The sequence below is a fragment of the Ensifer sp. genome, from assembly GCF_035999185.1.
Classification (GTDB): Bacteria; Pseudomonadota; Alphaproteobacteria; order Rhizobiales; family Rhizobiaceae; genus Ensifer.
In genome coordinates this window covers 52,983-72,470 of record NZ_DASYHB010000199.1, presented here as the reverse complement: position 1 = coordinate 72,470, position 19,488 = coordinate 52,983, and the positions used below count along the sequence as shown (strand labels likewise).

Genomic DNA, 19,488 nt, shown 5'->3' with positions numbered 1-19,488 from the left:
GGCAATGCCCGCGCGATCAAGTCCAGCCCGGAATTCATCCGCATGCGCGAGGAGGTGCTCGGCATCATCTATGGCGACGAACGTGCGTCCGGCAACCCGGAGATGGCCCATGCTTGACAGAGTGACACGCGCAAAGCCGGTAAAGGCCGGCAAGATCTTCGGGGCTCCGGGTGACGGCAGCAGCGGCCTGATCAGCCTTTCAACGACGATCGTGATCGTCGCCCTCTGGTTTCTCGTGACGGAGTCCGGTTGGGTCAAGCCGCTCTTCCTGCCGTCGCCACTGGCGGTCTGGGACAAGTTCATGCTGGCGATGACCGACGGCGTTTCCAATTCGACGCTGGTCGAGCATACGCTTGCCAGTATCGGCCGCGTCTTCGGCGCCTTCCTGCTGGCGCTGGTGACGGCAGTGCCGATCGGTGTCCTGATGGGCGTCAATCGTGTCGTGCGCGGCCTGTTCGATCCGATCATCGAATTCTACCGGCCGCTGCCGCCGCTCGCCTACCTGCCGCTGGTCATCATCTGGCTCGGCATCGGCGAGTTCCCGAAGGTGTTCCTGATCTATCTGGCGATCTTCGCGCCGATGGCGATTGCCGCAAGGGCTGGGGTGCGTTCGGTCTCGACCGAGCAGATCCACGCGGCCTATGCGATGGGCGCCACCCGTGGCCAGGTGATCAGCCAGGTGATCATGAAGGCCGCCTTGCCCGAGATCTTCACCGGCATGCGCATCGGCATCGGCGTCGGCTGGACCACGCTGGTGGCGGCCGAAATGGTCGCCGCGAACCGAGGCCTCGGCTTCATGGTTCTGAACGCGGCCGAAAACCTCGAAAGCGATACGGTGATCATGGGCATCTTCATCATCGGCATCTTCGCCTTCGCCTTCGATCTACTGATCCGCTACCTCGAAAAGGTGCTGATCCCCTGGAAGGGCCGCCTCTAGCTTAAGCGACCGCTCCGACACTCCATTCGTACCCCGGCCTGGCGGCCCTCAAAGACGGTGTTCCCCGTCTTCGGCGAAGCCATGCCCTGCGATCAAGCCAAAGGACAGGACGATGACACTCTCCGCAACCGATCTCAAAACCTTGTTCGATGCCTTCAACCGGCACGACATCGATGGGGTCATGCACTTCTTTTCCGAGGACTGCGTGTTCAACGCCGTTGGCGGCCCAGAGGTCTACGGCAACCGCTTCACAGGTACTGAGGCGATCGCCGACGCCTTCAGCGGCGTCTGGACATCGATGCCGGATGCCGAGTGGGGCAATCACAGCCACTTCGTCGAGGGTGATCGCGGCGTATCCGAATGGACCTTCTCGGGCACGGCCGCCGATGGCAGCCGCATCGAGGCAGAGGGCTGCGACCTCTTCACCTTCCGCAACGGCAAGATCGTGCGCAAGCAGGCGTTCCGCAAGAACCGCCCGGTCCTGCAACCCCGCTACTGACGGCCGGAGCGAAAGCCATGCAACTGCGCGCCACTCCCTTGAAGCCTGCAAGAGAGCCGTTCGATCCGGCCTATGATCCCAACCATGCCCGCAGCCCCGGCAAGGGCAAGGACTATGCGCCGACCTACTGGATCGGCACTGCCGGGCAGGAACCGGACGACGACGGCCCGGTCACCCGCGACATCGATGTTGACGTCGCCATCATCGGCTCCGGCTATACCGGTCTCTCCTGCGCCATTCACCTGGCGCGCGAGCACGGCATCAAGGCGACGGTGCTGGAGGCCAACGGCGTTGCCTGGGGCTGCAGCACCCGCAATGGCGGGCAGGCGCAGATTTCGGCCGGCCGGCTGAAGCGCTCGCAGTGGATCGCCCGCTGGGGCGTCGACATTGCCCGCAAGATGCACGCGGAGATTTCCGAAGGCTTCGACCTCTTTCGCTCGCTGATCCGCGAGCCGGAGATCAACTGCGATCCGCAGGACGGCGGCCACCTCTATATCGCCCACCGCGACAAGATGCTGCCGGCGCTCGAAAGCGAAGTCCGCGTCCTTAACGACACCTTCGGCTATCGCGCCCGCATGGTCTCGCGTGACGAGATCCATCGCGATTTCGTCCGTGACGAGGAAGCACGCGGCGCGATGTACGAGCCCGACGGCATGGGCATTCATGCCGCCAAGCTCGCCTTCGGCTATCTGAGGCTTGCCCGCAGGCTGGGCGCCAAGGTGCACACATCGAGCCCGGTGCTCGAGTGCACCGCCAAGGGCGGCGTGCATTATCTGCGGACGCCAGGCGGAACGATCCGGGCGCGCGCCGTCTGCATCGCGACTGCCGGTTACACATCTCCCGGCATGAACGCGCTCACCCGCCACCGGCTGATGCCGATCCTGTCGAACTCGATCGTCACCCGGCCGCTGACGACAAGCGAGCAGCAGGCGCTGAATTTCAAGGCCCGCATTCCGCTCACCGACACGCGCACGCTGCGCCATTACTATCGCATGCTGCCGGATGGCCGGGTGCAGATCGGCAGCCGCAGCGCCATCACCGGACGCGACGCCAGCAACCCGAAACATCTCGAACTGCTTCTCGCTGGCCTCTACCGCAAGTTCCCGGCGCTCCGCGGCATCGACATCGACTACTCCTGGTGGGGCTGGGTGGATGTCAGCCACGACATGATGCCGCGCATCTTCCAACCGGACCCGGCCCAAAGGCTGTTCTACGCCATGGGTTATGGCGGCAACGGCGTGATGTACTCCGCCCAGGCGGGACGCCGCATGGCGCAGATGGTCGCCGGCAAGGGCGGCGGCCTCGACCTTCCGATTTTCACTTCGTCCCTGCCGGGTCACGGGCTTTTGACGCCGTTCCGGAGGCTTGGCCAATGGGGAATGTACCGCTGGTACTACCTCCGCGACGAGATCCTCTAACTCACTGAAATCACTGCCAGGAAAGGAACTACCCCATGAAAATGACCACCGAGGAAGCTTTCGTCAAAGTTCTGCAGATGCATGGCCTCGAACATGCCTTCGGCATCATCGGCTCGGCCATGATGCCGGTGTCGGACCTCTTCCCCAAGGCCGGTATCAAGTTCTGGGACTGCGCCCACGAGACCAATGCCGGCATGATGGCGGATGGCTTCAGCCGCGCGACGGGCACGATGTCGGTTGCGATCGGCCAGAACGGCCCAGGCGTTACCGGCTTCATCACCGCGATCAAGACGGCCTACTGGAACCACACGCCGCTTCTGATGGTGACGCCGCAGGCGGCCAACAAGACGATCGGCCAGGGCGGTTTCCAGGAAGTCGACCAGATGGCGATGTTCGAGGAAATGGTCTGCTATCAGGAAGAGGTGCGCGATCCCTCACGTATCCCCGAGGTGCTCAACCGCGTTATCGAAAAGGCTTGGCGTGGCTGCGCACCGGCGCAGATCAACATCCCGCGCGACTACTGGACCCAGGTGATCGACGTCGACCTGCCGGCGATCGTCCGCTTCGAACGGCCGGCGGGCGGTCCGCAGGCGATCGCGGAAGCGGCCAAGCTGCTGTCGGAGGCGAAATTCCCCGTCATCCTCAACGGTGCCGGCGTCGTCATCGGCAATGCCATCTCCGATTCCATGAAGCTTGCCGAGCGCCTCGACGCGCCGGTCTGCTGCGGCTACCAGCACAATGATGCCTTCCCCGGCAGCCATCGCCTGTCGGTCGGCCCGCTCGGCTACAACGGCTCGAAAGCGGCGATGGAGCTGATTTCCAAGGCCGATGTCGTCTTGGCGCTCGGAACCCGGCTCAATCCGTTCTCGACGCTTCCCGGCTACGGCATCGACTACTGGCCGAAGAACGCCTCGATCATCCAGGTCGATATCAACGCCGACCGGATCGGTCTCACCAAGAAGGTGTCGGTCGGCATTTGCGGCGACGCCAGGCAGGTCGCCCGACAGATTCTCGAACTGCTGTCGCCTAAGGCCGGTGATGCCGGCCGCGAGGAGCGCAAGGCGACGATCCACCAGACCCGCTCGGCTTGGCAGCAGCAGCTCTCCTCGATGGACCACGAGGACGATGATCCGGGCACGGAATGGAACGAGAGCGCCCGTTCGCGCGAGCCGAACCGCATGTCGCCGCGCCAGGCCTGGCGGGCCATCCAGGCGGCACTGCCGAAGGAAGCGATCATCTCGACCGACATCGGCAACAACTGCGCGATCGGCAATGCCTATCCGACCTTCGAGGCCGGACGGAAATATCTGGCTCCAGGCATGTTCGGCCCCTGCGGCTACGGCTTCCCGTCGATCGTCGGCGCCAAGATCGGTTGCCCTGACGTGCCGGTTGTCGGCTTTGCCGGCGACGGCGCCTTCGGGATCTCGATGAACGAAATGGGTTCGATCGGCCGCGAGGGCTGGCCAGCGATCACCATGGTGATCTTCCGCAACTACCAGTGGGGTGCGGAGAAGCGCAACACGACGCTCTGGTATTCCAACAACTTTGTCGGCACGGAACTCAACCCCAACCTCTCCTACGCCAAGGTGGCGGAAGGCTGCGGTCTGAAGGGCGTGGCCGTCAACACAACGGCAGCACTCACCGAGGCGCTTTCCAACGCGATCGCCGACCAGAAGAGGGGTGTGACGACCTTTATCGAAGTCATCCTCAACCAGGAGCTCGGCGAGCCTTTCCGCCGCGACGCGATGAAGAAGCCGGTGCCGGTTGCCGGCATCGACCGCGCCGACATGCGCCCGCAAAAGCGTAGCTGAGAACGCCCGATTGCCAGATGCCCGCCCGGGAAAACCGGGCGGGCAGAGCGTCCCGCGAGCGACCGGATTGATATCATGACCTTTACGACCTCCGTCCACGAACGTTTCCGAAGCGTGCCCTTGGGCTTTGCGGCCTATTGGCCGGGCTTTGCCGTCACCGCGGCCGTCGCCGTCGCCGCGCAGTTTCTGTCCGATCACTACGGCGCGCCGGCTATGCTGATGGCGCTGCTTCTCGGCATTGCCCTTCATTTCCTGTCGGAGGAGGGGCGCTGCGTTGCCGGCATCGATTTCTGCGCCAAGAAGGTACTGCGCATCGGCGTGGCGCTGCTCGGCATGCGCATCAGCGTCGACCTTCTGATCGGGCTCGGCGCCGGCACGATCCTGCTGCTCATTTCCGCGATCGCGGCCACAATCGGCTTCGGCCTGCTCGCCGCCAAGCTGCTCGGCCGCGGCTGGCGACTGGCGCTGATCACCAGCGGTTCGGTTGCGATCTGCGGCGCGTCTGCGGCCATGGCGATCGCGGCGGTGCTGCCGAAGAACGAGTTTTCCGAACGCAACCTGATCTTCACCGTACTCTCGGTCACGGTGCTCTCGACGCTGGCGATGATCGGCTATCCGATCATTGCCCAGACCATGGGGCTCGACGCCCGCGCGACTGGCATCTTCTTCGGGGGCACCATCCACGATGTCGCCCAGGTCGTCGGTGCGGGCTTTTCCGTGTCGCCGGAGGCGGGCGAGACGGCAACGCTCGTCAAGCTGATCCGCGTCACCATGCTGGCGCCGGTCGTGCTCATCTTCTCGCTGTCGCTGCGCAAGGTGCCGCAGCCGGAAGGCGAGACCGGCAAACGCCCGCCTCTTCTGCCCGGCTTTGTCGTCGCCTTCCTGATCTTTGCGGCGCTCAACTCCTTCGGCTTCGTGCCGGAACTGGTGGCCAAGGCCGGCATGGAAACCTCCCGCTGGGCGCTGCTTGCCGGCATCGTCGCCGTCGGCATGCGCACCTCGCTTCGTCGCGTACTCGATGTTGGCGGTGACGCGGTCGCGCTGATCGTCGCCGAAACCGTCTTCATCGCCCTCTTCATCCTCGTCGGCATTCACTATCTGGGGCACGCCTGATGAAACCGCTCGACCGCATTCTCGAAACTGCGAAAGCCGCGCCGCGCCATATCGTTCTCGCCGAGGGCGAAGACCTGCGCATCGTCGAGGGAGCCTTGCGTGCCGTGCGCGCGGGCATCGCCGAGATCACGCTCGTCGGTGGCCGGAGCGTCGTCCAGGAGCGGCTGGAAGCCGCCGGCGCGCGTCCGGACGAAATCCGTATCGAGGATCCGACATCGTCGCCGTTTACCTCCCGCCTTGCGGCCGCCTACCACGAACTGCGTCGCAACAAGGGCGTCGACGAGGCGGCTGCTGCCGAGGCTACGCGATCGCCGCTCGTCTTTGCCGCGATGATGGTGCGCGAGGACCTGGCCGATGGCACGGTCGGGGGTGCAGTGGCGACGACCGCCGACACGGTGCGCGCAGCACTCCAGACCATCGGTCGCGCGCCGCAGGTCGGCCTCGTTTCGAGCTTCTTCCTGATGATGCTGTGCGCGCCGCATCACGCCAAAAAAGGGGCGTTCGTGTTTGCCGATTGCGGCCTGGTGGTCGACCCCGATGCCGCCGGTCTTGCCGATATCGCCGTGACGTCGGCGCGCTCCTTCGAAGCGCTTGCCGGAAAGCCTGCGAAGGTGGCGATGCTCTCCTTTTCAACCGCCGGCAGTGCCGCACACGAGCGCGTGTCGAAGGTGGTGGAGGCGACAAGGCTTGCCCATGCGGCAGCACCGGGTCTCACGATCGACGGGGAACTGCAGTTCGACAGCGCCTTCGTCGAAGCCGTCAGCGCCGCCAAGGCCCCCAATTCGGAGCTGCATGGCGAGGCCAATGTCTTCGTCTTCCCAAACCTGGATGCCGCCAATATCGGCTACAAGATCGCCCAGCGGATCGGCGGCGCCAATGCCATTGGCCCCATCCTGCAGGGGCTCGCCAAACCGGCCAACGACCTCTCGCGTGGATGCAATGTCGACGATGTCTTCCACATGATTGCTGTCACCGTAGTTCAGGCTTCCGGCGGGCAGTCTGCCGTATCGGCGGACCGAAGGTGAGCAGTGTTCAGCCCGCTTTGGCCAGACTGCGCGCGATCTCGAAGAAGGCGCTGACGAGCTTGCCGTTGCTGCGCTCGCGCAGGCAGATCAGTGCTTCATCCATCAGCATTTCCGGAGCGTCGATCCGGATCGGCACGAGACGATTGTCCTGGCCGAACTCGGCCGAGGAGACGAAGCCGACGCCGCCGCCGGCGGCCACGATCTCGCGCACGGCCTCGCGCCCCTCGGCTTCGATGAGGGGCGTCAGCGGCACGCCGCATTGTTCGGCCATGGCTTCCAGCTTCTGCCGGGTCTTGGAGCCTTGCTCGCGCATGACGAGAGGATGATTGGCAAGGTCTGCGAAACTGACGGTCTTCTGTCCAGCAAGCGGGTAGTCACGGCTGGCGAAGGCGATAATCGGTGTGGAATTGAGCTTCAGGATGTCGAAGTCGCTCGATTGCGGAATCTCTCCGAGAACGCCGATGTCCGCCTCGTAGGCGTGCAGGCTGGTGATGACCGTCTCGGTGTTGCCGGAATCGATCGAGACCTGCACCGTCGGATAGGTGCGCCGGAACGCGGCCAGTATATGCAGCAGGTGGTGGGCGGCGTCGGCGACGATGCGCAGCTTGCCGGCCCTGAGTGCCCGCGATTCCGACAGAAGGTCCAGCGCCTGCTGCTCGACGTCGAACATCCGGCGTGTGACTTCCAGAAGCTGCTGACCGGCCTGGGTCAGCGTCACCTGCTTCTTGTTACGGTTGAAGAGCAGGACGTCGTATTCCTCCTCGAGCTTGCGCACCTGGTCGGAAACCGCAGGCTGGGTGAGAAACAACGCTTCCGCTGCGCGTGAAAAGCCGCCGTGGATGGCCACGTTGTGAAAGGCGCGAAGCTGAACGTAGCGCATGCGGAAGACGCCTCATAATGATAGATTTGATCTATGGTTTTATTAAAACGAACGATTTGATTTATGTAAAGCGGCAAGGGATAGTTTTCGGATTCCATCCTTTTTGCGGAGTGCGCGCATGAACCTACCGGCTGTCGCCCTCGAACTTGCCGCCGCCACCGTCCTTCTGCTTTACGCCGTCAGTCTGGTGAAGAAGGGCGTCGAAGCGGCGGCGGGCGACATCGTCGCGCGAACGGTCGGTGGCGCCGGCGGACGGCCAAGGGCTGCCGCCTGCGGCTGTCTGGTGGCGATTGCCCTGCAGAGCTCGACGGCCGTCGCCATGCTTGCCGCGGGCTTTGCCGTCAGTGGCGCATTGGCGCTCGACATCGGCCTCGCGGTGCTGCTCGGCGCCGATCTCGGCTCGGCGCTGGTCGTCAAGATCCTCTCTTTCGACCTGCATTGGCTGGCGCCTCTTATGATTGCGGCCGGCGGCCTCGCGCACCTCAAGGCATCGGCCCGCAAGACGGTCGAAGCCGGACGCGCCGTGCTCGGCATCGGGCTTCTGCTTCTGTCGCTGCAGATGATAGGCCATGCCACGCAGCCGCTGGCACAAAGTCCGCTGCTGCCGTCGATCGTTGCCTTTGTCGGCAAGGACGCATTGACAGTGATGATCCTTGCCGCGCTCTTCACCTGGGCGCTGCATTCCAGTGTGGCGGCCATCCTCTTGATCCTGACCTTTGCCGCGAAGGGCATCGTGCCGGTCGAGATCGGCATTCCCCTGGTCCTCGGCGTCAATATCGGCGGCGGGCTGATCGCGCTGTGGCTGACACGCGGCCTGCCGGTCGAGGGCCGACGGCTGCCGCTCGGAAACCTTCTTTTTCGCGCCCTGTTCGGCACAGCGGTTTTCGGCCTTTTCTCGGTCCACGCCCCCTTCGGCTGGCTTCCGGGTGAGACGACCGCCGCAAAGCTCGTCAACCTGCATCTGGTCTTCAATGCCGCACTCGTACTCGTCGGCACAGTCTGCTGCGGCCCGATGGCGCGCCTTGTCCGGCTGCTCATGCCGGATGCCGCAGGGACGGGCGACCGCTCCACGCATGTCAGCGCACTCGACCGCGCGTTGATCGACAAACCGCCACAGGCGCTTGCGGCCGCAGCGCGCGAGGTGTTGCACATGGGTGATCTCATCGCCCGCATGCTGGAGCCGGTCATGACCGTCATCCAGTCGCCGACGCCGCAGGCGGTCAAGCGACTGCGCAGCATCGACGGCGATATCCATCGGGCCCACAGCGAGATCAAGCTCTACATCGCTGCCGTCAACCGCGGCATTCTGACGGAAGACCAGTCACGACGCGGCATCGAGCTGACCGAGGCGGCGATCCACCTCGAATATGCCGGCGACGTCGTTGCCAAGAACCTCTTGCAAATGGCCGAGGAGCGGCTGGAGGGCGCAGGCGCGTTCTCTGATGACGGGTGGCGAGAACTCACTCTGCTGCATACGGCGGTGTCTTCCAATGTCCGGCTCGCGGCCAATCTTCTCGTTTCGCCCGACCCTGTCATTGCCCGCGAGATGGTCCGGCAGAAGGAATATGTGCGCCGGCTGGTCGAGGAGAGCAGCAAGAGCCATCTGGAGCGGCTCCGCCAAGGCGTGGCGGCCAGCATCCTGTCGAGCGACATGCACCTGGAGATCGTCCGGGCGCTGAAGGAGGTCAATTCGCTGGTCACCACCATGGCCTATCCGCGCCTGCGCGAGAGCGGAGACCTGCTCGAAAGCCGGCTCGTGCCTGCCGCATAGATGTATAATTTTAATCGATAGATTGATACAAAAGAACGATTTTACAGATACGTGTTTCCACCCCATTGTCGTTCTCGAACACGCCAACCGCGAGGACGGACAATGCCAAACACCGCTTCTGAAAGAACCATCGCGCCGCTGGAAACGCCGCGGCTCGGCGAACCCTATCTCCTGACGCCCGGTCCGCTGACGACGGCCTACGAGGTCAAGGAAGCCATGCTGCGGGACTGGGGTTCCTGGGATGGCGACTTCCGGGCGATGACGGCAAAACTCCGACACGAACTGCTCTCCATCGCCGGCGATACCAAAGGCGAGTTTGATTGCGTGCCGATGCAGGGCAGCGGCTCGTTCTCGGTGGAAGCCATGCTCGGCAGCTTCGTTCCGAAGGACGGCAAGGTGCTGGTGCTGATGAATGGCGCCTATGGCAAGCGCATCGCCCAGACGCTGACCTATCTCGGCCGTGACCACGTGACGATCGACAAGGGCGACTACATGCCGCCGCGCGGGCCCAAAATCGCCGCCGCACTCGATGCCGACCCGGCCATAACCCATGTCGTCGTCGTCCATTGCGAGACCAGTTCCGGGATCCTCAATCCGCTGAAGGAAATCTCCGACACCGTCTACTCTCGCGGCCGCAAGCTGCTCGTCGACTCCATGAGCGCCTTTGGCGCCGTGCCTGCCGGCGTCAACGACTTCCGCTACGAGGCGATCGTGTCGTCGGCCAACAAGTGCATCGAGGGGGTACCTGGTTTCGGCTTCGTCATCGCCCGCAAGAACGAGCTTGAGGCTACCAAGGGCCGCAGCCATTCGCTGAGCCTCGATGTGCACGCGCAGTGGGATTACATGAACAAGACCGGCCAATGGCGTTTCACGCCGCCGACCCATGTGGTCGCGGCCTTCCTTGAAGCGCTCCGGCTGCACCGCGAGGAGGGTGGGGTTGCCGGCCGCGGCGGGCGGTATGCCCGCAACCGCGACGTCATGGTCGCCGGCATGCGCGAGACAGGTTTCGAGACGCTGCTCGCCGACCAGTGGCTGTCGCCGATCATCGTCACCTTCTTCAGTCCGGCTCATCCGGCCTTCGCCTTCGAGCGCTTCTACGACCTCATGAAGGACAAGGGTTTCATCATCTATCCGGGCAAACTGACCGTGGTCGACAGTTTCCGCGTCGGCTGCATCGGCCGCATGGACGAGCACGTCATGCGCCGCGTGGTCGAAGCCGCCCGTCAATCCCTCAATGAAATGGGTGTCGACAGCGCCGCCCCGCCGGCCGTCGCCCTTGAAGAACGCCGCCGTCTCGCCGCCTGAACAAAGGAAATTGCAATGAACCAGATGTCCAAGATCACCGTCACCGCCAACCGCCGCACCTATCCGTGGCCGAAGGTTCCGGCCATCGCCATCTGCCTCGACGGCTGCGAGCCGGCCTATCTCGACGAAGCCATCAAGGCCGGGCTGATGCCGACGCTCGAGCGCATCCGCAAGACCGGCACGGAGCGCACAGCACTCAGCGTCATCCCGAGCTTCACCAACCCGAATAACCTTTCGATCGCCACCGGCCGGCCGCCAGCGATCCACGGCATCTGCGGCAACTATCTCTATGAACCGCAGACCGGCAACGAAGTGATGATGAACGACCCGCGCTTCCTGCGTGCGCCGACGATCTTCAAGTCGTTCTACGACGCCGGCGCGAAGGTGGCGGTGGTGACGGCGAAGGACAAGCTGCGGGCGCTGCTCGGCCATGGCCTCAAGTTCGACGAGGGCAGGGCGATCTGCTTCTCTTCGGAAAAGTCCGACAAGACGACGAAGGCGGAGAACGGCCTCGACAATGCCTCGGCCTGGCTCGGCCGCCCGGTGCCGGAGGTCTATTCAGCCGATCTCTCCGAGTTCGTCTTTGCCGCCGGCGTCAAGCTCTTGAAGGAGTTCCGCCCTGACGTGATGTACCTGACGACGACCGACTACGTGCAGCACAAATATGCGCCAGGCGTGCCACAGGCGAATTCCTTCTACGAGATGTTCGACAAGTACCTGACCGAACTCGATGCGCTCGGTGCGGCGATCATCGTAACCGCCGACCACGGCATGAAGCCGAAGCACAAGGCCGATGGATCGCCTGACGTCGTCTATGTCCAGGACCTGCTTGACCAGTGGCTCGGCAAGGACGCAGCCCGGGTGATCCTGCCGATCACCGACCCCTATGTCGTGCATCACGGCGCGCTCGGCTCGTTTGCCACCGCCTATCTGCCTGAGGGGGCCGACAAGGAAGAAATCATCGAGCGTCTGAAGGCGATCGAGGGCATCGACGTCGTGCTCACCCGCCCGGAAGCCTGCGTGCGCTTCGAACTCCCCGACGACCGCATCGGCGACCTCGTGCTGATCTCGACCGAGAACAAGACGCTCGGCACCAGCGAGCACCGGCACGATCTCGCAGCACTTAACGAGCCGCTGCGTTCGCATGGGGGGCTGACCGAACAGGAAGTGCCGTTCATCGCCAACCGCAAGCTGCCTGAACTGCTTTCGGCCGGCACGCTGCGCAATTTCGATGCGTTCTTCTACGCGCTCGTCGCAGCGGCACAAACGGCGCACTAGGGAGGACGCGATGACCAAGGTCGAAACGACATTCGCCATTCGCCACGAGCCGATGCGGATCGCCGGCAAGTCGGTCGATACCGAAGGGCGCATCGAGGTGCGGTATCCCTGGAACGATGCCGTCATCGGCACCGTTCCGGCGGGTAATGCCGAGCATGCCCGTAGGGCCTTCGAGATCGCGGCGGCCTACCAGCCGAAGCTGACGCGCTACGAGCGTCAGCGTATCCTGCTGAAAGCCGCCGACCTGCTCGTTGCCCGCAAGGAGGAAATCTCCGACCTGATCACGCTGGAGCTTGGGATCTCCAAGCAGGATTCGCTCTATGAAGTGGGCCGCGCCTTCGATGTGCTGACGCTGTCAGGCCAGATGTGCATCCACGACGATGGCGAGATCTTTTCCTGCGACCTCACCCCGCACGGCAAGGCACGCAAGATCTTCACCACCCGTGAACCCTTGACCGCCATTTCGGCGATCACGCCCTTCAACCACCCGCTCAACATGGTGGCGCACAAGGTGGCGCCGGCGGTTGCGACCAACAATTGCGTCGTCCTGAAGCCGACCGAACTGACGCCAATGACGGCGCTGATCTTCGCCGACATCCTCTATGAAGCCGGCCTGCCGCCCGAAATGCTCTCGGTCGTCACCGGTTGGCCCGCCGATATCGGCATGGAGATGATCAACAACCCGAACTTCGACCTCATCACCTTTACCGGCAGCGTTCCGGTCGGAAAGCTGATCGCCGCCCACGCCCACTACAAACGACAGATCCTGGAACTCGGCGGCAACGACCCGCTGATCATCCTCAACGATCTCTCCGACGACGATCTCGCAAGAGCAGCCGATCTCGCCGTTGCCGGTGCGACCAAGAACTCCGGCCAGCGCTGCACGGCGGTCAAACGCATTCTCTGCCAGGAGAGCGTCGCCGATCGCTTCGTGCCGCTGGTGCTGGAGCGGGCAAAGAAGCTGAAGTTCGGCGATCCGATGGACCGGGCGACCGAACTCGGCACGGTCGTGCATGCCCGCGCGGCGGAAGTCTTCGAACAGCGTGTGTTGAAGGCGGCGGAAGAGGGGGCGGAGATCCTCTACAACCCCGGCAGAAAGGGTGCGCTTCTACCGCCGATCGTGGTCGATCGCGTCGCGCATTCGAGCGAGCTGGTCATGGAGGAAACCTTTGCGCCAATCATTCCGATCGTACGGGCGCCCGATGACGACGATGCGCTGATCGCGCTGTCGAACTCGACCGCTTTCGGTCTTTCCTCCGGCGTCTGCACCAACGATTTCCGGCGCATGCAGAAGTACATCGCCGGGCTCAAGGTCGGCACCGTCAACATCTGGGAAGTGCCGGGCTACCGCATCGAAATGAGCCCCTTCGGCGGCATCAAGGATTCCGGCAACGGCTACAAGGAAGGCGTCATCGAGGCGATGAAGAGCTTTACCAACGTCAAGACATTCTCCTTGCCATGGTGATCTGAAGCGTCTTCCCCCGCTTTCTCACCCTCCTGGGGGCCGCCATGGCGGCTCCCTTTTTTATGGTCCGTTGCGTCTCTCGGCATCCCTATCGTGGGCAAGCTTAGATCTGCTCCTTCGTTCGGCAGATCGTGTGGAGTTGTGTCGAAACCTGCCGCCGTCTTGATCAATCGCGGCTTGCCATGCCCAGTTCTGCGGCAGATAATCCATAGTTTTTTTCTTCTGATCGATAAGAATAATAAATTTTACTTACAGGAAACGGCTGCGCAGAATGTTTCCCGAAGCCGATCACAACAGGGCAACGACAAGATTGTCCGCCGCGCTTCCCCGGTTTTACCAGGACCTCAGAGGAGAACTTCAATCATGAACAGACGCATGCTCTTTGTGCTTGCCGGCGCCGTTTCCGCTGTGCTTCCTGCCATCGCTGCCGCTGAAACGCAGCTCACCGTTTACACCGCCGTCGAAGCCGTCGACCTGGATCGCTACAAGGCGACCTTCGAAAAGGCCCACCCGGATATCAAGATCAACTGGGTGCGCGATTCCACCGGCGTCATGACCGCCAAGCTGCTTGCCGAGAAAGACAATCCGCAGGCCGATGTCGTCTGGGGCCTCGCTGCAACCTCGCTGCTTCTGCTCAAAACCGAAGGCATGCTGGAGCCCTACCAGCCCAAGGGCGTCGAGGCGCTCGACCCGAAATTCGTCGACAAGGACACGCCGCCGAGCTGGGTCGGCATGGACGCCTATGTCGCCGCCCTCTGTTACAACACGGTCGAGGGTGAAAAGCTCGGCCTCACACCGCCGACGAGCTGGAAAGACCTGACGAAGCCCGAATACAAGGGCCATGTGGTGATGCCGAACCCGGCATCCTCGGGAACCGGGTTCCTCGACGTTTCCGGTTGGATGCAGATGTGGGGTGAGGAGAAGGCCTGGGACTTCATGGACAAGCTCCACCAGAACATCTCCGCCTACACCCATTCCGGCTCCAAGCCGTGCAAGATGGCAGGTGCCGGCGAAGCCGTCATCGGCGTGTCCTTCGAGTTTCCGGGCGCCAAGGCCAAGAGTGCCGGCGCACCGATCGACATCATCTTCCCGGCCGAAGGTTCGGGCTGGGAGGCTGAAGCAACCGCCATCGTCGCCGGCACGGCAAACCTCGAAGCGGCCAAGACGTTGGTCGACTGGTCGGTCACCAAGGAAGCCAACGAGATGTACAACGCCGGCTATGCCGTCGTTGCCTATCCGGGCGTCGCCAAGCAGGTCGAGCACCTGCCCGACGACATCGCTTCGCGGATGATCGTCAACGACTTCGAATGGGCAGCCAACAACCGCTCGGAAATCCTCAAGGAATGGCAGAAGCGCTACGACGCCAAGTCTGAGCCGAAGAGCTGAGCCTGATCGGCCGGGCGCAGCGCAATCGCACTGCGCCCGTTAGCATTTCTCTTGGAAATCCCTCAAGCCAGCGGAGCTTGCAGATGAGGCATGCCCTGTCGATCGAACCGACACCCACCAGCCGTCAGCATTCCGCTGATAACGCGGCCGCCGAACCGGCCCCCTATCTGCAGATCCGGGATCTCTGGAAGACATACGGCGACTTCGTCGCGTTGCGCGACATCTCGTTGAGCATTGCCCGCGGCGAGTTCATCTGCTTCCTCGGCCCTTCCGGTTGCGGCAAGACAACGTTGCTCCGAGCCATCGCCGGTCTTGATCTTCAGACGCGAGGGACCATCCTGCAGGACGACCGCAACATCTCGACGTTGCCGGCCTCGAGCCGCGACTATGGCATCGTCTTCCAGTCCTATGCGCTTTTCCCCAACCTGACGATCGAGCAGAACATCGCCTTTGGCCTTGAAAACACCGGTCGCTCGAAGGCCGGCGTCGCATCCCGTGTCGCCGAATTGCTGGAAACCGTCGGCCTGTCGGCGCACGGCAAGAAGTATCCGGCCCAGCTTTCCGGCGGCCAGCAGCAGCGCATCGCGCTTGCACGCGCCATCGCCATCTCGCCGGGGCTGCTCCTGCTCGACGAGCCGCTTTCGGCACTCGATGCCAAGGTTCGCGTGCATCTTCGCCACGAGATCAAGGCGCTGCAGCGCAAGCTCGGCGTCACCACCATCATGGTCACCCACGACCAGGAGGAGGCGCTCGCCATGGCCGACCGGATTGTCGTCATGAACCACGGCGTCATCGAGCAGGTCGGCTCGCCGACGGAAATCTACCGGCATCCCGAAACCCTGTTTGTCGCCGACTTCATCGGCGAGACCAACCAGTTCCCGGCCCGTGTCATCGGGGACGGCGAGGTTGAGATCGGCCATTCGGCCTTCTGCTGCTCGACCGAGGATTTTTCGGCGGGACACGCGGCAACCGCCGTCGTCCGTCCTGTTGATATCATCCCGCACGGCGCCGACGCGCATGCCGCCAACGCCATCGACCGACCGGCGACGCCGCAGAACCTGATCGACGCGGAGGTGCAGGAGATGGAATTCCTCGGCATGTTCTGGCGCACCCGCCTGACGGCGCCGAGGCTCGGAGAACGAACGCTCGTCGCCGATTTCTCGGTCAATGCCGTCCGGCGCCTGCGGATCGAGACGGGCGGCGCCATCCAGGTGGAAATCCCCCGGGATCGTCTTCTGCTCTATCCGAGGGGTGCGTGACGATGAACATGGTCCTCGAAGCACCGCATCTTCCCCTGATCGGCAAGCGTTTGCGCCAGCAAGCCTCGCGGGACGACCGCATCAAGCTCGGCTTCATGGCGGTCATCGGCCTCTATCTGGTGGTCGCGCTCGGCGCGCCGCTCTTCGTCATGCTGTCGAAGTCGCTGTCGACCTACCGGTTCGACCTCCAGGCTTTCGAGTTCCAGGTGAGTGACGAAACGGGGGCGAACTGGGGGCCGGTCGTCCGTGCCGCCGATCTCAATCAGGAGCTCGGGGCGGTGACGGAGGCCGAGCTTTCCAGCAATTCCGACGGACGGCTGGCGGCCACGAAACTCTTCCCGGACTTCAAGTTCCGCAGTCCGGTCCACTATCGCATTCGCGGCACCACCGACGATGCGGCCTTCCTCGTCGGCTCCACGCTCGAAAAGGGGACGGAGTGGCGGGACTACGATTCCGGCACGTTCCGTCGCGTGGTGCTGCGACCGGCGCGCTCTCTGGGGTTTACGAATTTCACGACCTATTTCTCGACGCCGGCGCTGGCGCAGTCGATCTACAACTCCGTGCTGATGGCGGTGATCAGCACGGTGTTCACGATCTCGATCGCCTTCGCGCTTGCCTATGGCCTGACGCGCAGCTGCATGCCGCTCAAGGGTCTGTTCCGCGGCATCCTGACGATCCCGATCCTGGTGCCGTCGCTGCTGCCGGGCATTGCGCTCGTCTATCTCTTCGGCAACCAGGGCGTCTTCAGGGATTGGCTTTTCGGCTATTCGATCTACGGACCGATCGGCATCGTCATCGGTTCGATATTCTTCACACTGCCGCATGCCTTTTTGATCATCCTGACGGCGCTCTCCATTGCCGATGCCCGCCACTACGAGGCGGCCGCGTCGCTCAAAGCCAGCAAGTGGCGCACCTTCACGACCGTCACGGTGCCCGGCGCGCGCTTCGGCATCGTCTCGGCGGCCTTCGTCGTCTTCACGCTTGTCATCACCGATTTCGGTCTGCCCAAGGTGATCGGCGGGCAGTACGGTATGCTCGCGGTCGACATCTACAAGCAGGTGATCGGCCAGCAGAATTTCGAGATGGGCGCGGTCGTGTCCGTCATCCTGCTCGTGCCGGCTGTGCTTGCCTTTGCCGTCGACCGGCACATGCAGAAGCGGCAGGTGGCGCTGCTGTCGGCGCGCGCCGTGCCCTATGCCCCGAAATGCAATCCTCGCACGGATGGGCTCTGCTTCGCCTTCGCCTGTCTCGTGAGCCTCTTCATCCTTAGCATGATCGCCATGTGCCAGATCGCGGCGGTGGTGAAGTTCTGGCCCTATGACCTGACGCTGACGGCCAAGAACTTCGCCTTCGACCTGATGGACGGCGGCGGCTGGGCGGCCTACAGCAATTCGATCCGGCTTGCCCTGCTGACCGCGTTCTTCGGTTCGGTTGTGGTTTTCGCGGGTGCCTACATGGTCGAAAAGGCTGACGGCTTCCGCCTCGGCCGCGGTCTCTTCCATTTCCTGGCGATGATGCCGATGGCTGTTCCCGGCATGGTGCTCGGCCTCGCCTACATCTTCTTCTTCAACAATCCGACCAATCCGCTGCACCCGATCTACGGCACGATGACGATCCTCGTCGTCTCGACGGTGACGCATTTCTATACGGTCGCGCATCTGACGGCTCTGACGGCATTGAAGCAGATGGATCCGGAGTTCGAATCCGTCGCCGCCTCGCTCAAGCAACCCTTCCACCGGCTGTTCTTCCGGGTCACGGTGCCTGTTTGCCTTCCGGCGATCCTCAACGTCGCGATCTATCTCTTCGTCAACGCGATGACGACCGTCTCGGCCGTGGTCTTTCTGTACTCGACGGACACCAAGCTCGCGTCGGTCGCGGTGCTCAACATGGACGATGCCGGCGACATCGCGCCGGCCGCGGCCATGGGCATGATGATCTTCTACACGAATGTCGCGGCGAAGCTCGTCCATGCGCTGATTGCTCGCGGCCTGCTCGCCCGAACCCAGGCCTGGCGCTAGAGCAATTCCAGGAAAAGTGTAGAAACGGTTTTCCGTCCGAAATTGCGTAATATCAAAGAGTTAGATCATTTCACTGTTTCGACGAAACAATGAAATGATCTGGCCTGTTCCAGATCCGCAAATCGTCTCGTCTCCCTTCGCCGCCGAAGGGAGACGCCGACTGTTCGACGGCAATCTAGGCGACCCTGCGCTCTTCCATCACCGCCCCACGGTCTCCGGCACGAAGGCGTTCGATTTCGGTGAGGCGCGTGCGCTGCGGTGTCAGCCCATAGCGTTCACGGTAAGTGCGGGAAAAGTGCGACGCGGTGGAAAAGCCGCAGGCGACCGCAATCTCGATCACCTGAAGGGATGAGGTGAGGAGCAACAGATGGGCGCGCTCCAGCCTGAGGTCGAGATAGTAGCGCGCCGGCGTGCGCCCCATCTCCTTGCGAAACAGGCGCTCCATCTGCCGCCGCGAAAGGCCTGTCGACGGCGACATGTCGGCAAGCTTCATCGGCTCGGCAAGATTGGCCTCCATCTGGGCGACGATCCGGATCAGCAACGGATTATCGATGCCAAGGCGCGCCTGCAGCGGAAGACGCTGGCGCTCGCCCGTCTCGCGAAGCCGTTCGCAGAGCGCCGCTTCGCAGATGCGGTTGATCACATCAGGGCCGAGGTCCGTTTCGATGATGCGCAGGAACATGTCGAAAGGCGCGTTGCCGCCAGCACAGGTGTAAAGGTTGCCGTCAATCTCGAAGGCCGTCTGACGCGCCCCGGCAATGAAGAACCGTTCCGAGAAATCCGGAAAATGCTCCCAGTGGACCGCGCAGCGACGCTCGTCGAGCAGGCCTGCGCGCGCCAGGCAGTAGACGCCGCCGGCAAGCCCGGCGAGGCGCACTTGGCTGCGGGCGCACAACCGGAGCCAGGCCTCCAGAGGTCGGTCGGCGGAAGGCTTGGTGCGGCTGCCGCAGATGACGACGAACCCTGGCTGCTCGCCCCGATGGAACCGGCTGCGTTCATCCGAAAGAGGTCCGGCCGCAGCAAGACGTGTGCCGCAGGACGAGACGGCGGGTGACCCATCTGCCGTTACGACGTGCCAGTGATAGACCGGGCTCCCGGCCACGTCATTGGCAAGGCGCAGCGCTTCGATCGCTGCGGAAAAACCATGCAGGGCAAAGCCTTCGAGCAGATAGAAGGTGAAGTGGCGGACCGGCGCGGTTGCCTGCTGCATTGTCTCTTCCTGATCATGAAAGGGCGCGGCGTGTTGCGAGTTCGATGGAATAGTTACATTATGCAACATAATGAACCGTTGCCAAGCCGGTTTCAACGGCTGCGGAGGAAATT

Annotated in this window: 15 protein-coding genes and 1 pseudogene; 14 read left to right on the top strand and 2 right to left on the bottom strand. The window is 63.2% G+C overall.

Annotation, left to right across the window (positions count from 1 at the left end; all coding sequences use genetic code 11):
- The 7 genes and pseudogenes from VGO04_RS27170 to pta form a co-directional block, all read left to right on the top strand.
- Positions 1 to 117, top strand: a pseudogene (locus VGO04_RS27170) (nitrate ABC transporter ATP-binding protein); the annotation flags it as partial.
- Positions 110 to 937 carry an ABC transporter permease subunit gene (locus VGO04_RS27165; protein WP_327499077.1) on the top strand — a complete coding sequence of 276 codons (828 nt, stop codon included), beginning with the start codon at positions 110 to 112 and terminating at the stop codon, positions 935 to 937. The pseudogene VGO04_RS27170 and the gene VGO04_RS27165, both read left to right, overlap by 8 nt.
- 112 nt (positions 938 to 1,049) lie before the next feature.
- Entirely contained in the window at positions 1,050 to 1,436 is a 387-nt protein-coding gene (locus VGO04_RS27160) for a nuclear transport factor 2 family protein (RefSeq protein ID WP_327499076.1), read from the top strand.
- Between the two features lie 17 nt (positions 1,437 to 1,453).
- Complete coding sequence (locus VGO04_RS27155) at positions 1,454 to 2,854, top strand: FAD-binding oxidoreductase (RefSeq protein WP_327499075.1); 1,401 nt, start codon at positions 1,454 to 1,456, stop codon at positions 2,852 to 2,854.
- 35 nt (positions 2,855 to 2,889) lie between these two features.
- Entirely contained in the window at positions 2,890 to 4,665 is a 1,776-nt protein-coding gene (xsc, locus tag VGO04_RS27150; protein WP_327499074.1) for a sulfoacetaldehyde acetyltransferase, read from the top strand.
- 75 nt (positions 4,666 to 4,740) lie between these two features.
- Positions 4,741 to 5,778, top strand: coding sequence for a YeiH family protein (locus VGO04_RS27145; RefSeq protein WP_327499073.1), 1,038 nt, complete (start codon positions 4,741 to 4,743; stop codon positions 5,776 to 5,778).
- Positions 5,778 to 6,803, top strand: a complete 1,026-nt coding sequence (gene pta, locus VGO04_RS27140) for a phosphate acetyltransferase (RefSeq protein WP_327499072.1) — start codon at positions 5,778 to 5,780, stop codon at positions 6,801 to 6,803. Before VGO04_RS27145 ends, pta begins: the two co-directional genes overlap by 1 nt.
- Before the next feature lie 7 nt (positions 6,804 to 6,810).
- Here the strand turns inward: pta and VGO04_RS27135 are convergent, their stop codons facing one another.
- On the bottom strand, positions 6,811 to 7,683 hold the full coding sequence (locus VGO04_RS27135; RefSeq protein ID WP_327499071.1) for a LysR substrate-binding domain-containing protein: 873 nt from the start codon (positions 7,681 to 7,683) through the stop codon (positions 6,811 to 6,813).
- Between the two features lie 118 nt (positions 7,684 to 7,801).
- On the opposite strand from VGO04_RS27135, the gene VGO04_RS27130 reads away from it, so the two are divergent.
- The 7 genes from VGO04_RS27130 to VGO04_RS27100 all read left to right on the top strand — a co-directional run bounded on the left by VGO04_RS27130 (position 7,802) and on the right by VGO04_RS27100 (position 18,165).
- Positions 7,802 to 9,454 carry a Na/Pi cotransporter family protein gene (locus VGO04_RS27130; protein WP_327499070.1) on the top strand — a complete coding sequence of 551 codons (1,653 nt, stop codon included), beginning with the start codon at positions 7,802 to 7,804 and terminating at the stop codon, positions 9,452 to 9,454.
- Positions 9,455 to 9,556: 102 nt separating this feature from the next.
- Positions 9,557 to 10,759: a 2-aminoethylphosphonate--pyruvate transaminase gene (locus VGO04_RS27125; protein WP_327499069.1), complete on the top strand. Its 1,203-nt coding sequence runs from the start codon at positions 9,557 to 9,559 to the stop codon at positions 10,757 to 10,759.
- Positions 10,760 to 10,774: 15 nt separating this feature from the next.
- The gene (gene phnA / locus VGO04_RS27120) at positions 10,775 to 12,037 is read left to right on the top strand and encodes a phosphonoacetate hydrolase (RefSeq protein ID WP_327499068.1); all 1,263 of its coding nucleotides are present in this window, start codon (positions 10,775 to 10,777) and stop codon (positions 12,035 to 12,037) included.
- Between the two features lie 10 nt (positions 12,038 to 12,047).
- Complete coding sequence (gene phnY / locus VGO04_RS27115; RefSeq protein ID WP_327499067.1) at positions 12,048 to 13,502, top strand: phosphonoacetaldehyde dehydrogenase; 1,455 nt, start codon at positions 12,048 to 12,050, stop codon at positions 13,500 to 13,502.
- A gap of 363 nt (positions 13,503 to 13,865) precedes the next feature.
- Positions 13,866 to 14,888 (top strand): putative 2-aminoethylphosphonate ABC transporter substrate-binding protein, encoded by a 1,023-nt coding sequence (locus VGO04_RS27110; protein ID WP_414650606.1) that lies wholly within the window; start codon positions 13,866 to 13,868, stop codon positions 14,886 to 14,888.
- 83 nt (positions 14,889 to 14,971) lie between these two features.
- Positions 14,972 to 16,147, top strand: a complete 1,176-nt coding sequence (locus VGO04_RS27105) for a putative 2-aminoethylphosphonate ABC transporter ATP-binding protein (RefSeq protein WP_327499066.1) — start codon at positions 14,972 to 14,974, stop codon at positions 16,145 to 16,147.
- 8 nt (positions 16,148 to 16,155) lie between these two features.
- Complete coding sequence (locus VGO04_RS27100; protein WP_327499078.1) at positions 16,156 to 18,165, top strand: putative 2-aminoethylphosphonate ABC transporter permease subunit; 2,010 nt, start codon at positions 16,156 to 16,158, stop codon at positions 18,163 to 18,165.
- 175 nt (positions 18,166 to 18,340) lie between these two features.
- Here VGO04_RS27100 and VGO04_RS27095 read toward each other — a convergent pair whose 3' ends face one another.
- Positions 18,341 to 19,375, bottom strand: coding sequence for a GlxA family transcriptional regulator (locus VGO04_RS27095; protein WP_327499065.1), 1,035 nt, complete (start codon positions 19,373 to 19,375; stop codon positions 18,341 to 18,343).
- Between the last annotated feature and the right edge of the window lie 113 nt (positions 19,376 to 19,488).

Excerpts from the sequence above, each read along its gene's own strand:
- VGO04_RS27165 (WP_327499077.1), top strand. The coding sequence starts at position 110 with ATGCTTGACAGAGTGACACGCGCAAAGCCGGTAAAGGCCGGCAAGATC.
- VGO04_RS27160 (WP_327499076.1), top strand. The coding sequence starts at position 1,050 with ATGACACTCTCCGCAACCGATCTCAAAACCTTGTTCGATGCCTTCAAC.
- VGO04_RS27155 (WP_327499075.1), top strand. The coding sequence starts at position 1,454 with ATGCAACTGCGCGCCACTCCCTTGAAGCCTGCAAGAGAGCCGTTCGAT.
- xsc (WP_327499074.1), top strand. The coding sequence starts at position 2,890 with ATGAAAATGACCACCGAGGAAGCTTTCGTCAAAGTTCTGCAGATGCAT.
- VGO04_RS27145 (WP_327499073.1), top strand. The coding sequence starts at position 4,741 with ATGACCTTTACGACCTCCGTCCACGAACGTTTCCGAAGCGTGCCCTTG.
- pta (WP_327499072.1), top strand. The coding sequence starts at position 5,778 with ATGAAACCGCTCGACCGCATTCTCGAAACTGCGAAAGCCGCGCCGCGC.
- VGO04_RS27135 (WP_327499071.1), bottom strand. The coding sequence starts at position 7,683 with ATGCGCTACGTTCAGCTTCGCGCCTTTCACAACGTGGCCATCCACGGC.
- VGO04_RS27130 (WP_327499070.1), top strand. The coding sequence starts at position 7,802 with ATGAACCTACCGGCTGTCGCCCTCGAACTTGCCGCCGCCACCGTCCTT.
- VGO04_RS27125 (WP_327499069.1), top strand. The coding sequence starts at position 9,557 with ATGCCAAACACCGCTTCTGAAAGAACCATCGCGCCGCTGGAAACGCCG.
- phnA (WP_327499068.1), top strand. The coding sequence starts at position 10,775 with ATGAACCAGATGTCCAAGATCACCGTCACCGCCAACCGCCGCACCTAT.
- phnY (WP_327499067.1), top strand. The coding sequence starts at position 12,048 with ATGACCAAGGTCGAAACGACATTCGCCATTCGCCACGAGCCGATGCGG.
- VGO04_RS27110 (WP_414650606.1), top strand. The coding sequence starts at position 13,866 with ATGAACAGACGCATGCTCTTTGTGCTTGCCGGCGCCGTTTCCGCTGTG.
- VGO04_RS27105 (WP_327499066.1), top strand. The coding sequence starts at position 14,972 with ATGAGGCATGCCCTGTCGATCGAACCGACACCCACCAGCCGTCAGCAT.
- VGO04_RS27100 (WP_327499078.1), top strand. The coding sequence starts at position 16,156 with ATGGTCCTCGAAGCACCGCATCTTCCCCTGATCGGCAAGCGTTTGCGC.
- VGO04_RS27095 (WP_327499065.1), bottom strand. The coding sequence starts at position 19,375 with ATGCAGCAGGCAACCGCGCCGGTCCGCCACTTCACCTTCTATCTGCTC.